The organism is Streptomyces sp. NPDC052064 (genome assembly GCF_055585925.1).
In genome coordinates this window covers 26442-40702 of the sequence record NZ_JBVJJE010000009.1, presented here as the reverse complement: position 1 = coordinate 40702, position 14261 = coordinate 26442, and the positions used below count along the sequence as shown (strand labels likewise).

Below are 14261 nucleotides of genomic sequence, written 5' to 3'. Positions count from 1 at the left end.
TAACCGTCAGGTTAGCTGTAATCTGACGACCTGTCAGCGAACCGTTCGGGCCGGAGGTGGGCGCAGCATGGCAGCAGGATCGGGAGGCCTCAAGGACGCCACCGCCATCGTCGGCACCGGCCAGACGCCCTTCGCCAAGCGACTCCCCGAGGACGAGCGCACCCTCGCCTGCCGTGCCGTCCTGGCCGCCCTCGACGACGCCGGGATCGCGCCCGGCGAGGTCGACGCCCTCGCCTCCTACACCATGGAGGAGACGGACGAGGTGGAGCTGGCGAAGGCCTGCGGCTTCGGGGACCTCACCTTCTTCAGCAAGGTCGGCTACGGAGGCGGCGGTTCGTGTGCCACCGTCGCCCACCTCGCCGCCGCCGTCGCCACCGGGCAGGCGAACGTCGGGGTCGCCTGGCGGTCGCGCAAGCGGGGCAGCGGGCCCCGGCCCTGGACGAACACCGTCGTCCAACTGCCCACCCCGGCCCAGTGGACCCGGCCGTTCGGGCTGCTCAGGCCGGTCGACGAGATCGCCATGCTCGCCCGTCGCTACATGCACGAGTACGGAGCCACCCGGGACCACCTGTTCAACGTCGCCCTGGCCTGCCGCAACCGCGCCAACCAGAACCCCGCCGCGATCATGTACGACCGACCCCTCACCCGCGAGATGTACATGACGTCCCGGTGGATCAGCGAACCCCTGTGCCTCTTCGACAACTGCCTGGAGACGGACGGGGCGCTGGCCTGTGTCGTCGTCTCCGCCGAGCGCGCCCGGGACTGCCGCAGGAAACCCGTCTACGTCCACGCCGCCGCCCAGTCGCTCCCCGCCCAGCACCACGGCATGGTCAACTACTGGAACGACGACCCCCTCACCGGACCGGCCTGGACCGCCGCCCGGCACCTGTGGAAGCACTCCGACCTGACACCTCAGGACGTGGACGTCGCGCAGATCTACGACGCCTTCACGCCCCTGGTCCTGCTCTCACTGGAGGGCTACGGCTTCTGCGGGCGGGGCGAGGGCGGGGCGTTCACCGAGGGCGGGGCGCTGGAGATCGGCGGGTCGCTGCCCGTGAACACCGGCGGGGGCGGGCTCTCCGAGGCCTACGTCCACGGCTTCAACCTCGTCAACGAAGGGGTGAAGCAACTGCGCGGGACCAGCACCGCGCAGGTGCCGGGTGCCTCGTCCTGTCTGGTCACCGCGGGCGAGGGCGTCCCGACCTCCGCTCTGCTGCTGAGGAGTTGACATGCTGCGTCCCGTCACCGACACCGACGGCGCCCCCTTCTGGGAGTACGCCGCCCGGGGCGAGCTCCGTGTCCAGGCCTGTGCCGGCTGCGGTGAGCTCCGTTTCCCGCCCCGGCCCTGCTGCCCGCACTGCCAGTCCTTCGAGGCCGAGTGGCGCCGGGTGTCCGGGCGGGGCCGCGTCTGGTCGTACGTCGTTCCGCATCCGCCGCTGCTGCCCGGCTATGCCGAGCTGGCTCCGTACAACGTGGTCGTCGTCGAGCTCGACGAGGCGCCGCGCATCCGGCTCGTCGGCAACCTCGTCGCCGGGCCCGGGGAGCCGCTCGACTCCCTTGCGGCGGACCGTATCCGGATCGGTGCCCGGGTGCGGACCGTCTTCGACGACGGGCTTCCCCGGTGGGTTCCGGAGCGGTCATGAGCGGTGTGCTGGTCAGTGCCGACACGGACAGCGGGGTCGCCGTCGTCACCCTGAACCGGCCGGACCGGCTCAATGCCGTCGATCTGGAGATGGCCGGTGAACTCGCCCGGGTCTGGCGGGAGTTGCGGTTCGACGACTCCGTGCGGGCCGTCGTCCTCACTGGCGCCGGCGAACGCGCCTTCTGTACCGGCATCGACCGGGACGCCGTCGTGCCGCAGCCGAGCTCGCCGTACGCGCAGGACGATCCGCTGCTCGGCATCGGGCCGAAGGCGAACGACCTGTGGAAGCCGGTCGTCGCCGCCGTGCGCGGGATGGCCTGCGGAGGTGCCTTCTACCTGCTCGGGGAGGCGGAGTTCCTGATCGCCGACACCACCGCCGCCTTCTTCGACCCGCACACCACCTACGGCATGGTCAGCGCCTACGAGTCCGTCCTGATGGCGCAGCGCATGCCGTACGGGGAGGTCGCGCGGATGGCGTTGATGGGGACGGCCGAGCGGATCTCCGCACGGCGGGCCTACGAGGTCGGACTGGTGTCGGAACTCGTGGCGGAAGGGGAGGCGTTGGGGGCGGCGCGTGCGTGCGCCGCCGTCATCGCCGGGTATCCGACCGAGGCCGTGCAGGGGACCGTGCGGGCGCTGTGGGCCGCGAGCGAGGCGGGGCGGTCCGGGGGCATCGCACAGGCACCGCATCTGATCGCGCTCGGGAACGCGGCGGGTGAGCGGCAGGCCCGGCTGTTCGCGGCGCGGCGGCGCGAGTACCGGCTGCGCTGACGCCGGTTGCACTGACGCCGGTTGCGCTGACGTACGGGCTGCGCCAGGAATCGTTTACCCATACACGCGTATGCTCGACGGGTGGTTGAGCATCGAATGATCGACGTGAACGGCATACGACTGCACATCGCCGAGCAGGGCGAGGGCCCGCTCGTGGTGCTGCTGCACGGGTTCCCGGAGTCCTGGCACTCCTGGCGGCACCAGATCGGGCCGCTGGCCGAGGCCGGCTTTCGGGTGGTCGCGCCCGACCAGCGCGGATACGGGCGCAGCGATCACCCCGAGGACGTGACCGCGTACAGCATCCTCCACCTGGTGGGCGACGTGGTCGGGCTGGTCCACGCGCTGGGTGAGGAGCGGGCGTTCGTCGTCGGGCACGACTGGGGAGCGCCGGTGGCCTGGCACACCGCGCTGCTGCGGCCGGACGTGGTGCGCGGGGTGGCGGGGCTGAGCGTGCCGCCGCCGTTCCGTGGCGGACAGCCGCCGCTCACCACCATGCGGGAACGGTTCGGCGGGCGCTTCTACTGGAACTACTTCGAGCAGCCCGGGGTCGCCGAGGCCGAGTTCACCGCCGACACCCGCACCACCCTGCGCAAGCTGCTGTACTCCGCCTCCGGTGACGCCCCGGGCGCCGGACGCCCCGAGCAGGCCCTGGTCGACCCGGAGCGCGGCTGGCTGGCGGACGCGCCCGACCCCGAGGTGCTGCCCGGGTGGCTGACCGAGGAGGACCTCGACGCCCTCACCGACAGCTACGCGCGGGGCTTCACCGGCGCGCTCAACTGGTACCGCAACCTGGACCGCAACTGGGAGCTCACCGCCCCCTGGCAGGGAGCGGTGGTGTCCCCGCCCGCGCTGTACGTGTACGGCGACCGGGACTTGGTCCCGGCCTTTCCGGGGACGCCCGAACTGATCGAGAAGCTGCCCGAGTTGATGCCCGACCTGCGCCGGAAGCCGCTCGTGCTGCCCGGCTGCGGCCACTGGACGCAGCAGGAGCGGCCCGCCGAGGTGAACGAGGCACTGCTGGACTTCCTGACGGAGCTGCGGGACTGACGCGGGACGTCGGTCGCCGAGTCAGTCGTCGACGAGGGCCTGCCGGTCGACCTCGCAGTGGTCGACCGAATCCACCAGGCCCGAGCCGCCGACCCGGACGTCGACGGTGGCCGAGCCGCTCGCGGGGACCGTGACGTCCCCGTGGCGGGCGACGACGGTGATGTCCTGGGCGTCCTTGAAAGTGACCGACACGGAGAAGACGGCCTCGCGGCCGTTGGGGTTCCTGACCTCGACGGTCGCGTACGGCGAGGCCGGGGTCGCGCAGCTGACCAGTTTCGCCGTGCCGTCCCTCAAGGGCCTGCCGCTGCCTTTGGACGAGGAAGTCGGGGTGGAGCCGTAGCCGGGCCTGCGGGTGTAGGAACTGCCGCCGCCGCTCCCGTAGGAGTCGTCGTCGGAGCCGTAGGAGCCGCCCGAGCCGTACGAGCCCGACGAGCTGCCGCCCGACGTCGACGAGCTCGAACTGTCGTGGTCCTGGCTGGAGCTGCTGCACCCGCCCCCGCCGCTGCCGCCGTGACCGTGGCTGCCGCCGCGGCCCCGGCCCGTCGAGAAGCCGGTCAGTGCCAGGACCACCAGGACCACCACAGCTGTGAACTTGAACCCGCGCCCCCGTGTCTGCATGGCGGACAGCCTAGTGATCACCTGTCACGGTCATGTCACCGCGTGACGACCGGCGCGTACCCGACGTGGTCGGGCGCGCGGCCGTCCCGGGCGCGTCACACGCTGCGCGCCGTCCCCGTGCCCTTCTCCGCGTCCAGCGCGTACACGCAGCGGTCCTTGCTGCACGCGTACACCACTCCGTCCTGGACGACCGGCGAGCCGGTGATCTCGCCGCCGGTGGCGAGCTTCCAGCGGAGCCGGCCGTCGTCGGCCTTCAGGGTGTAGAGCAGGTGGTCGGTGGAGCCGAAGTGGATACGGCCCTCGGCCACCGAGGGTGCGCCCACGATGTCGCCGCCCGCCTGGAAGCGCCACTTGGGTGTGCCGGTGACCGCGTCGAGGGTGTAGAGACCCTTGCCGCTGCCCACGTGGACATGGCCGGCGGCGACCAGGACCGGGTCGACGGACGCCCGGGACTCCGTGGCGATGCGCCACCGGTCACGGCCGTCGGTGGCGTCGAGGGCGTAGACCGTGCCGAGGTAGTCGGCCAGGTAGATGCCGCCGCCGGTGACGGCCGGTCCGGGGACGAAGGTGGGCGGGGAGAGGAAGACGGCCGGGGCCTCGAAGTGCCATTTGACGTGCCCGGCGGCCACGTCGAGGGCGAGGACGCGGGTGCCGGCGCTGACGTAGACGTAGCCGTCGTTCGCCTGGGCGATCCGGACCGGGACGCCGCCGCAGGAGGCCGCGTCGCCGATGGGGTACGACCAGCGCTCGTCGCCGGTGCGGGCGTCCAGGGCACGCAGCCGGGCGTCCTGCCACACGTAGACCGTGCCGTCGTGCAGGGCGGGTCCGGCCTCGGGGGACTCGAAGTCGCTCTGGCAGCCGGTGACCTCCCAGAGCTTCTGGCCGTTCGAGGCCTCCCAGCCCTGGACACCGCCGCCCCGGGTGCCGGTGACGACGGTGCCGCGGCCGGCCTTGAGCGAGTAGACCCAGGCGTCCGTCTGGAGGCGCCACAGGTCGGCGCCCTCACGGGCGTCGAGGGCGAACAGCGTGGGCCCGTCGGAGGCGTGGATACGGCCGTCCGCGACCGCCATGGACCAGGCGACGTCCCGGGTCTTGAAGCGGCGGCGGCCGGTGGCCACGTCCAGCGCGTGCACCTCGAAGGAGGTGACGTAGACCAGGTCGCCGTCGACGGACGGGGTGCCCCAGACGTCGTTCGACATGCGGAAACGCCAGGGCCGCCAGCCGCTCGCCTGCTCGGGCGGCGCGGCCGGGGCCGGGGGCGCGGCGACGGCAGGGCCCACGGCGGGGTCTGTGCCGTTGACGCCGGGGCGGGGCTTGGACCAGGAGGCGGCGAGGGCGGTCTCCGGAGGGGGTGCCTTGACGGCGGCGGCACGGACGTCGGCGACGCGCGGGCCCGGGCCGATGGGCACCTGGGCGCCGGCCAGCCGGACGGGGCCGGTGTCGGGGCCGCCGACCGGCGCCGGCACGGGCGCGGGCGCCGGGACGACGGGGTCGTGCGAGGGCGGGGGCGGGATCGGCGCGGGGCCCGGGGCCGGGCCGGGGGCGGGGCGTCCGCCGCCGCTGCGCCCGGCGCCGGAGGCGGGCTTGCCGGCCGGGCGGCCGTTGCGGCGGGTCTCGATCAGGCCGACGGCCCGCTCGGGCAGCCACGCCGAGGCCGTGCCGCTGTCGTCGGAGCCGGAGCCGAAGAGGTGGGGGGCCAGCTGGGCCTGGAGGTCGGCCGGGTTGGGGCGGGCCGTCGGGTCCATCTGCATACAGGACTCGATGAGCGGACGCAGCTCGTCCGGGAGGCCCTCCAGGTCCGGGCCCTCGCGCAGCAGCATGAAGACGGTCTCGACCGGGTTGGCGCCGTGGAAGGGCGGGTGTCCGGTGGCGGCGAAGACCAGCATGGAGCCGAGGGAGAAGACGTCGCTCGCGCCCGTGACGCTGCGGGAGTCCTTCGCCTGCTCGGGGGACATGTAGGCGGGCGTACCGACGGCGACGTTCGTCATCGTCAAACGTGTGTTCGAAACGCCCGACGCGATACCGAAGTCGATCACCCGGGGGCCGTCCTCGACGACGAGGACGTTCGACGGCTTGAGGTCCCGGTGCACCAGCCCGGCGCCGTGGATGGACTGGAGCGCCTCGGCCACGCCCGCCGCCAGCCAGCGCACCGCCTGGGCCGGCAGCGGCCCGCAGTCGTTCACTATCTCTTCGAGAGAGGGCGCGGGAACGTACGCGGTGGCGAGCCACGGCACGGCGGCGCGCGGGTCGGCGTCCACGACGGCGGCCGTGTAGAAGCCGGAGACGGCGCGGGCCGCCTCCACCTCACGCGTGAAGCGGACCCGGAACAGCTGGTCCTCGGCCAGCTCCGTCCGGACGGTCTTGATCGCCACGCGCCGGCCGGACGCCGAGCGCGCGAGATAGACCAGCCCCATGCCGCCGGCACCCAGCCGTCCCAGCACCTCGAACGGCCCGATCCGCCGCGGATCGTGCTGCGTCAGCTGATCCACCACTTGCCTGCCACCTCCCCGTACGAGCCGCGCCAAGCCACATGTTCCACGCGACCCCGTGCAGCGTCTCACCACCGCACCGCCATGGCGGCACGCACCCCGATTCTTCCTGGCCGGAGCCCTGGTTGCGAACCCGGTGACAATTGGGATGTCTCCGTACACAGGCGATCAAATGCTGACCAAACAATGCCTGCTCAGCCCTGCTCAGCGGTGCAGCAGCGCGAAGGACGCCCCCTGATTGTCCGTGACGACGGCGACCGTGCCGTACGAGGTCCGGAAAGGCGGGGCCTGGATCCGGCCGCCGAGCCGGGTGACGTCCTCCAGTGCGGCCGGTACGTCCTCGACGGCGAAGTGGACGAGGAAGTGGGGCGGCATCTCGGCCGGGTACACGTCGGACACGGGGGCGCGGCCGAAGTCCGGCTCGGCGTCCGGCCCGAACAGGGCCTCCTGGAAGAGATCGCCGTAGAAGGCGTTGGCCGCCTCGGTGTCCCGCGCGTACAGCTCGGCCCAGGCGAAGGTGCCCGGCTCGTGGCGCCTGCCGAAGCCGGGGTGCTCGTCCGGCTGCCACAGGGCGAAGACGGCCCCCTCCGAGTCGGTGACGAGGGCGGTGACACCCAGCTCGCCGGCCGGCACCGGCGCCGAGACGACCTGCCCGCCGGCCACCCGGATGCGCCGGACCAGGGCCGCCGCGTCCGGGGTCGCGAAGTACACCGTCCAGACGGTGGGCAGCCGGCCGTCCACCTTGCGGACCAGCGCGGCCACGGGTTCACCGTCCTTCAGCGCCTGCGCGAAGGGGCCGAACCAGTCCTCGAAGGTCCATCCGAAAAGTTCACCGTAGAACCGCTTGCCCGCCTCGACGTCGGGAAGCTGCGCGTCCACCCAGCAGGGAACGCCCTCTGCGTACACCGATGCCCTGTTTTCGGCCATGCCGACAACGTAACCGCGACTGCCGCACCCCGCAGACCAGGCACACCAGCCTCCGCACTCCCTTACACCCCATTTGCAGTCGGCCGAATCGCGCCCCGATCACGCCTCGGTAAGCTGACGGCATGACAGGACAAGTGCGTACCGTCGACGGCCGCGTGGCCGGCCGGCGTGGGCAGGCGACCCGGCAGAAGCTGCTCGACTGCCTCAGCGAGATGCTCAGCTCCTCCCCGTACCGGGACGTCAAAGTCATCGATGTCGCCCGGAAGGCGGGCACTTCGCCCGCCACCTTCTACCAGTACTTCCCGGACGTCGAGGGCGCCGTCCTGGAGATCGCCGAGCAAATGGCGACCGAGGGCGCCGCGTTGGCCGAGCTCTTGGACGGCCGCTCCTGGGCCGGCAAGGCCGGCTGGCAGACGGCGCAGGAACTCGTCGACGGGTTCCTGGAGTTCTGGCGCAAGAACGACGCGATCCTCCGGGTCGTCGATCTCGGCGCCGCCGAGGGCGACAAGCGCTTCTACAAACTCCGGATGAAGATCCTCAACTCGGTGAACAACTCCCTCGCGGACGCCGTCGCCGAGCTCCGGGCCAAGGGCAGGGTCGACAAGGACGTGAACCCGGCGGCCGTCGCCGGCTCACTGGTCGCGATGCTCGCGGCCGTCGCCTCCCACCAGAAGGGCTTCTCCTCCTGGGGCGTGAAGCAGGCCGAACTGAAGCCGAACCTCGCGCTGTTGGTACACCTGGGCGTCACGGGCAGGAAGCCGACGAAGTAGCCCCCGCCCCGGCGATCCCGGCCTTTTCCCGCACCCAAGTCCTGTCTGGCAGGCGGCGGTCCACCCGAGTGGACCGCCGCCTGTTGCGCTTTCTGCGCTTTCTACTTTCGTACGATCCTGAACAACCGGATCTCCCGCTCCACCCGCGCCTGGTACGCCGCGTACGGCGGCCAGAACGCCAGCACCGCCTGCCATGCCGCCGCCCGCTCCGCCCCCTCCAGCAGCCGGGCCGTGACCGGGAGGTCCTGGCCCTTCCAGCTGATGCGGGCGTCGGGACGCGCGAGCAGATTGTGGCTCCAGGCGGGATGCCCCGGCCGCCCGAAGTTGGACCCGACCAGAAGCCAGCTGCTCCCGCCGTCCTCCGGAACGCAGGCCAGCGGCGTACGACGGGGCAGGCCGCTCTTCGCCCCGGTCGAGGTCAGCACCACCCCGGGCAGGAGCTGCGCGCTGAGCAGCACTTTCCCGCGGGTGAGCCGGTGCACGGCCCGGTCGAGGGACGGGAAGACGTACGGTGCCACGCGCGCGAACCCCCGGGTGGAGGACACCTTCTGCACGAACCGCACGCCCCTCATCGGCCGGCCTCCTCGAAGACGTGCGCCACGTCGGCGGCGTGGGCCCGCAGCCGGTGCACCGGCCCGAACAGCAGCTCGTCGCCCGCGGCACGCTTGAAGTACGGGTGGACCTCGTACTCCCAGGTGAAACCGATGCCGCCGTGCAGCTGGATCCCCTCGGCGGCGGCGCGGCGCAGGGCCTGGAGCGCCTGGGCCAGGGCGAGGCCGCCGACGGCCTCCCCGTGGGCGGCGGCCCAGGCCGCGTAGTACGCCGCCGAGCGGGCCGCCTGCACCTGGACGTACACGTCGGCCAGCCGGTGCTTGACCGCCTGGAAGGAGCCGATCGGCCGCCCGAACTGCTCACGCTGCCCCACGTACCGGACGGTTCGCTCCAGCACCTGGTCGGCGGCCCCCACGGCCTCGGCGGCGAGACAGGCGGCGGCGGTGTCGCCGAGCCGGGCGAGGGCGGTGAGGACGTCGGCGGCTTCGCTGCCCAGCAACTCGGCGGGTGTGTGCCGCAGTTGGATACGGGCTTGCGGACGGGTGGCATCCAGCGCGGTCCGGCGTACGCGGGTGAGGCCGGTGGCGTCACCGCGCACGAGGAAGAGCAGCACGCGGGAGCGGGCGAACCCACCGGTGTGGGCGGCGACCACGAGCAACCGGGCACTGTGCCCGTCGAGGACCTGGTCGGCCTGCCCGTACAGCCGCCAGCCACCGTCGGCCTGCCGGGCCTGCACGCCCCCGGCCCGCCCGCCGCCGGCCCACTCCCCGCGCCGGTCGTGGCCGGTGAGTCCGAGGGCGGTGCCGAGGGCGGGACCCGGCACCGCGAGAGCGGCGGTGAGCCCGCCGGAGGTGATACGCGGGAGCAGGTCCGCCCGCTGGGCGTCGGTGCCGAGGGCGAGCAGCAGCGGCGCCGTGAGGACGGCCGTCGCGAGCAGCGGGGAGCCGGCGAGCGCCCGGCCCGTCTCTTCGCAGGCCAGGGCCAGCTCGGTGACCGAGCAGCCGACACCGCCGTAGGCCTCGGGGAGGGCCAGTCCGGGCAGCCCGAGCTGTTCGGCGAGGGCGGCCCACAGAGCCGGGTCGTACCCGGCCGGGGTGTCGACGGCGGCCCGCAGCTCCTCGGGGCCGCACCGCTTGTGGAGCAGTTCGCGCAGGGTGCGGCGGATCTCGTCCTGTTCGGCGGTGAAGCGGGCGTCCATGGGGATACCACCTCCGCATCTGACGGTGCGTCATATTAGGGCGGTGAGGCGGGGATGCCCAGAGCCCCGACGCTCCCGCCGGCGCGATATCTGATGTACCGTCAGATTTATGGTTGCCCGGAGGAAAGTGGCCGTCGTCGGTGTCGCTCTCTCGGACTGCGGCCGCGTGGACGACGCGACCCCGTACGCCCTGCACGCCCAGGCGGCCCGCCGCGCCCTGGCCGACGCGGGCCTGGACCGCTCGCTGGTCGACGGCTTCGCCTCGGCGGGCCTGGGCACCCTGGCCCCCGTCGAGGTCGCCGAGTATCTGGGACTGCGCCCCACCTGGGTCGACTCGACCTCCGTCGGCGGCTCCACCTGGGAGGTCATGGCGGCCCACTCGGCGGACGCGATCGCGGCCGGGCACGCGCGCGTGGTGCTGCTCGCCTACGGTTCGACGGCCCGCGCGGACGTCAGGGCGGGCCGCCGCACGGGGACGCTGTCCTTCGGCACGCGCGGACCCCTGCAGTTCGAAGTCCCCTACGGCCACACCCTGATCGCCAAGTACGCCATGGCGGCCCGCCGCCACATGATCGACTACGGCACGACGATCGAGCAGTTGGCGGAGGTGGCGGTCCAGGCCCGGGCCAACGCGGCCCTGAACCCGGAGGCGATGTTCCGCACCCCGGTCACGGTGGACGAGGTCCTGGCCGGCCCGGTGATCGCCGACCCCTTCACCAAGCTGCACTGCTGCGTCCGTTCCGACGGCGGGGCGGCGGTGCTGCTGGCGGCGGAGGAGTACGTACGGGACTGCCGTACGTCCCCGGTGTGGGTGCTGGGCAGCGGGGAGCACGTCTCGCACGCCGCGATGTCCGAGTGGGCGGACTTCACGGTGTCCCCGGCGGCGGTGAGCGGACGACTGGCCTTCGAGCGGGCGGGCGTACGGCCGGACGAGATGGACTTCGCGGAGATCTACGACGCGTTCACCTACATGACCCTGGTGACGCTGGAGGACCTCGGCTTCTGCGGGAAGGGCGAGGGCGGGGCGTTCGTGGAGAAGGGCCGGCTGCGGGTCGAGGGCGGGGGGCTGCCGGTGAACACCGACGGGGGTGGGCTGTCGGCTCAGCATCCGGGGATGCGGGGGTTGTTCCTGCTGGTGGAGGCGGTACGGCAGTTGCGGGGGGAGGGCGGGGAGCGGCAGGTGCGGCGGCGCGGCGACGGGGGGCCGCCGCGGCTGGGGGTGGCGTCCGGGACGGGTGGGTGGTTCTGCTCTTCGGGGACGGTGGTGTTGGGGGCGGGGTGAGGGTCTGCCTCCGGCCCCTCGGAACCCCCCGGGCCCCGCACGGCGTCTCGGCTTTCATCGCTACCGAGCCGCATGGAGGTCACGCCAGGTCATGGCACACGACGGAGACCAGCCGGTCGGCGGTGTCGGTGAGGCACTCGGCGCCGTCAGGCGCTACCGCCGCGCGCTGTACGGCTTCACCCTCCGCGTGTCCGTCCTGACAGCCGTGGTCGGCTGCGCGATCGTGGCCGGCGGATTCGCGGCGACGTGGGACACCTTCGAGGCCGTCCGGGACTACGCGGACTCCAACATCGCCAACGAGGACTCCTACGTGGCCTACGCCGACGGCGGCATGCCCCCGTTGGTCCGGGCCGGTGCCGTGGTGGCGCTTCTGCTGCTCGTCCTGGCCCTCCTCGTCCTCTCCGTCCTGCACACCGCGTACGCCGTCGGCGACTCGCACGCCAGGCGCGACGGCGGACCGCTGACCACCCGCGAGTTGTGGCGGCGCACCCGCGGACGCCTCCCCGCCGCCCTCGTGGTCAACGCGCTGACCGGACTGGCCGTGGGCGCCGCAGTGGGGGCGGCCTTGGTGTGGTGGGACCTCGTCGAGCGCGGCAAGGTGCCAGGCGTCGAGCCCACGCCCCTGCACGGAACCGCGACCCCGCAGTACACGCTCGTGGGCTGGGTGCTGCCGATCGCCGTCGGGTGCCTCGGCCCGCTGCTGTACTTCCGCCTCTCGGTGGCCACGGCCGAGACGGTGCTGGAGGGCCGTTCCCCCTTCGTGGCGCTGTACCGCTCCTGGGTGCTGACCCGCCTCGCACGCCGGCGCGTCCTCGGCCTGGGCACGCTGGTCACCGCGGTCGCGGTGCTCGTCTTCGGACTGGCCCGGTACGCGGCCGCTCCCCTGGCCCACTTCGCCGGCCTCGGCATGCTGTGGCTCAGCGACGACAACGTGTGGATCACCGGCGTACTGGTGCTGATCCTGCCCACAGCCGTGGCCCTCCTCCTGCTGCCTCCGCTGGTCATGCCGCTGGTGTGCGCGGGGTTCGCCCGTCTCCACGGGGAACTGCGCGCGCGGGAGGCGGCGGGGCGGGTTGCCGGCGTGTCTTGAGGGCCGTCCGCTGTCCGCTGTCCGCGTGTCAGCGGTGCCTCATCCCGATGTGCTGATGGCGTGGTTGATCGCGGAGGCGACGTCGTCAGCGATATGAGTGGGCCGGTAGGAGTCCTCGGTCCAGACCCGTCCGTCCGTCACCCATACGCTCCGAAGACCTAGCGTGTCGGCGCCCGCGATGTCGGCGTGCGGTGAATCGCCGATGACCCACGCGCCCGGCAGGGGGAGGCTGACGAGAGAGGCTGCCGCCTGGAAGATCTCCGGTTCCGGCTTCTTGTGGCCGACGTCTTCGGAGATGACCCAGCCCTGGACGAACCGATCGAGTCCGGTATTCCGGATCTTCGCTTCCTGCTGGACAGTGCGCCCATTGGTGACGATGACGCAAGCCCAGCCGTCCGCCTGCGCGTTGCCCAGCGCATCGCGCGCTCTCTGCGCCAGGACGACGCGATCGGCGGCGCCGGTGTCGAGCAGAGCACGGATGGCGGTGGTCGGCACCACGTCGCCGTAGCGGCCGGTCAGGGCCGTGGCGACTTCGTGACGTGCGGTGTAGCCGCTGGCGTCGGTGGCCATCACCCAAGTGAGGTCGGAGGCGGGCAGACCGTGCTCGGCGAGGAAGTCGACGACGGCGGAGCGGAAGGCCGCATCGCGGTCGACGAGTGTGTTGTCCAGGTCCAGCAGCAACAACGGCATGACCGGCAGTAGATCACTTCTTCGGAAGTCGAAGCCCCGCCGGTCGTGGAGAAGGCATGCGCCTTCTCCACGACCGGTGCGCTGTGCTGCGTCCCTGCGGAAGCAGCGGCAGGAACTCCCGCATCCACACGTGGTAGTACGGCCGGCGGAAACCGTGACGACTCCGGTTGCATGAGATCACCCGCAACTGCGTGCGCGCCTTCCAGTAACACCGCCGGGCGGCCTCCAGGGCTTGTTGCCTGCGCCGTATCTGACGTACCGTCAGATACGGTGTCGGGCGGCAATGCGGGAGCATGGGCATGGACACGATCTGGCTCACCGGAGCGGAATGGCTGGCCGTGCTGCGGATCGGGCTCGGGCTGTGGTGGCTGGAGAGCTGGAGGCACAAGGACCGCCAGGCCTGGTTCGAACGGGGCACCGGCATCACGTGGGCGGCCGGGATCGCCGCCAAGCACCGCTGGAGCGCCGTACGTTCGGGCTTCGACAGGGTCGTCACGCCCCACCCGCGCGCGATGGCGCACGTCGTCGTCTACGCCGAACTCGCCCTCGGGCTGGGCCTGATCACCGGCTTCCTCACCCCGATCGCCCTGGCCGGTGGATTGCTCCTCAACGCCCTCTACTTCACCCTCATGATCCACGAGGTCGCCGAGCAGGGGCAGAACTCCATGATGGCGCTGATGTCGGTCGTCGGCCTGTTCGGGATGTCCTGGCAGACCTGGTCGCTGGACAGCGCGCTGGGGCTGTTCTGATGGCCGGGCGGTTCGACCTGCCCGAGCCGGACGCCTTCACCCGGATGTACTGGGACGCGGCCGCCGAGGGCCGGCTGCTGATCCGCCGCTGCCGGGCCTGCGGCCGGGCCCACCACTACCCGCGCGAGTTCTGCCCCCACTGCTGGAGCGAGGACGTCGCCTGGGAGCCCGCGAGCGGCCGCGCCACCCTCTACACCTGGTCCGTCGTCCACCGCAACGACCTGCCGCCCTTCGCGGAACGCACGCCGTACGTCGCCGCCGTGGTCGATCTCGCCGAGGGGCCGCGGATGATGACGGAGGTCGTGGGGGCGGGAGAACCGTCGACGGGGGAACCGTCGGCTCGGGAGCTGTCCGCCGGGGCGGAACTGGAGGTCGCGTTCCGGGACGGGATCCCCGTGTTCCGGGTCGTGCCGGGCCCGGCCGACGGGTGAACGGC

Annotated in this window: 15 protein-coding genes; 9 read left to right on the top strand and 6 right to left on the bottom strand. The window is 72.4% G+C overall.

From position 1 onward, the window contains the following. The first annotated feature begins 67 nt into the window (after positions 1–67). The 4 genes from ACZ6TU_RS24345 to ACZ6TU_RS24330 all read left to right on the top strand — a co-directional run bounded on the left by ACZ6TU_RS24345 (position 68) and on the right by ACZ6TU_RS24330 (position 3460). Positions 68–1228, top strand: coding sequence for a lipid-transfer protein (locus ACZ6TU_RS24345; protein WP_467672917.1), 1161 nt, complete (start codon positions 68–70; stop codon positions 1226–1228). Position 1229: 1 nt separating this feature from the next. Next, positions 1230–1643 carry a Zn-ribbon domain-containing OB-fold protein gene (locus ACZ6TU_RS24340; protein WP_469550971.1) on the top strand — a complete coding sequence of 138 codons (414 nt, stop codon included), beginning with the start codon at positions 1230–1232 and terminating at the stop codon, positions 1641–1643. Beyond that, positions 1640–2413, top strand: a complete 774-nt coding sequence (locus ACZ6TU_RS24335) for an enoyl-CoA hydratase/isomerase family protein (RefSeq protein WP_469550968.1) — start codon at positions 1640–1642, stop codon at positions 2411–2413. Before ACZ6TU_RS24340 ends, ACZ6TU_RS24335 begins: the two co-directional genes overlap by 4 nt. A gap of 96 nt (positions 2414–2509) precedes the next feature. Continuing rightward, complete coding sequence (locus ACZ6TU_RS24330; RefSeq protein ID WP_469551381.1) at positions 2510–3460, top strand: alpha/beta fold hydrolase; 951 nt, start codon at positions 2510–2512, stop codon at positions 3458–3460. A gap of 21 nt (positions 3461–3481) precedes the next feature. On the opposite strand, the gene ACZ6TU_RS24325 is transcribed toward ACZ6TU_RS24330, so the two are convergent. From ACZ6TU_RS24325 to kbpA, 3 genes are all read right to left on the bottom strand, one after another. Next, a complete protein-coding gene (locus ACZ6TU_RS24325) occupies positions 3482–4078 on the bottom strand; it encodes a hypothetical protein (protein ID WP_467672911.1) in 597 nt (198 codons plus the stop codon). Between the two features lie 95 nt (positions 4079–4173). Then, positions 4174–6570 (bottom strand): protein serine/threonine kinase AfsK, encoded by a 2397-nt coding sequence (gene afsK, locus ACZ6TU_RS24320; RefSeq protein WP_467672909.1) that lies wholly within the window; start codon positions 6568–6570, stop codon positions 4174–4176. 201 nt (positions 6571–6771) lie between these two features. Further along, positions 6772–7494, bottom strand: a complete 723-nt coding sequence (kbpA, locus tag ACZ6TU_RS24315) for an AfsK-binding protein KbpA (RefSeq protein ID WP_467672907.1) — start codon at positions 7492–7494, stop codon at positions 6772–6774. Between the two features lie 134 nt (positions 7495–7628). On the opposite strand from kbpA, the gene ACZ6TU_RS24310 reads away from it, so the two are divergent. Further along, positions 7629–8264, top strand: a complete 636-nt coding sequence (locus tag ACZ6TU_RS24310; RefSeq protein ID WP_467673511.1) for a TetR family transcriptional regulator — start codon at positions 7629–7631, stop codon at positions 8262–8264. Positions 8265–8365: 101 nt separating this feature from the next. Here ACZ6TU_RS24310 and ACZ6TU_RS24305 read toward each other — a convergent pair whose 3' ends face one another. Next, complete coding sequence (locus ACZ6TU_RS24305; protein ID WP_467672905.1) at positions 8366–8836, bottom strand: nitroreductase family deazaflavin-dependent oxidoreductase; 471 nt, start codon at positions 8834–8836, stop codon at positions 8366–8368. Next, positions 8833–10014: an acyl-CoA dehydrogenase family protein gene (locus ACZ6TU_RS24300; protein ID WP_469550962.1), complete on the bottom strand. Its 1182-nt coding sequence runs from the start codon at positions 10012–10014 to the stop codon at positions 8833–8835. Before ACZ6TU_RS24300 ends, ACZ6TU_RS24305 begins: the two co-directional genes overlap by 4 nt. 109 nt (positions 10015–10123) lie before the next feature. On the opposite strand from ACZ6TU_RS24300, the gene ACZ6TU_RS24295 reads away from it, so the two are divergent. Further along, complete coding sequence (locus tag ACZ6TU_RS24295) at positions 10124–11296, top strand: thiolase C-terminal domain-containing protein (protein ID WP_467672901.1); 1173 nt, start codon at positions 10124–10126, stop codon at positions 11294–11296. Between the two features lie 91 nt (positions 11297–11387). Beyond that, entirely contained in the window at positions 11388–12386 is a 999-nt protein-coding gene (locus ACZ6TU_RS24290) for a hypothetical protein (RefSeq protein ID WP_469550959.1), read from the top strand. Positions 12387–12425: 39 nt separating this feature from the next. On the opposite strand, the gene ACZ6TU_RS24285 is transcribed toward ACZ6TU_RS24290, so the two are convergent. Then, entirely contained in the window at positions 12426–13076 is a 651-nt protein-coding gene (locus ACZ6TU_RS24285) for an HAD family hydrolase (protein ID WP_467672897.1), read from the bottom strand. Between the two features lie 299 nt (positions 13077–13375). On the opposite strand from ACZ6TU_RS24285, the gene ACZ6TU_RS24280 reads away from it, so the two are divergent. Continuing rightward, positions 13376–13825, top strand: coding sequence for a DoxX family protein (locus ACZ6TU_RS24280; protein WP_467672895.1), 450 nt, complete (start codon positions 13376–13378; stop codon positions 13823–13825). Next, positions 13825–14256: a Zn-ribbon domain-containing OB-fold protein gene (locus ACZ6TU_RS24275; RefSeq protein ID WP_467672894.1), complete on the top strand. Its 432-nt coding sequence runs from the start codon at positions 13825–13827 to the stop codon at positions 14254–14256. Before ACZ6TU_RS24280 ends, ACZ6TU_RS24275 begins: the two co-directional genes overlap by 1 nt. Positions 14257–14261: the final 5 nt, after the last annotated feature.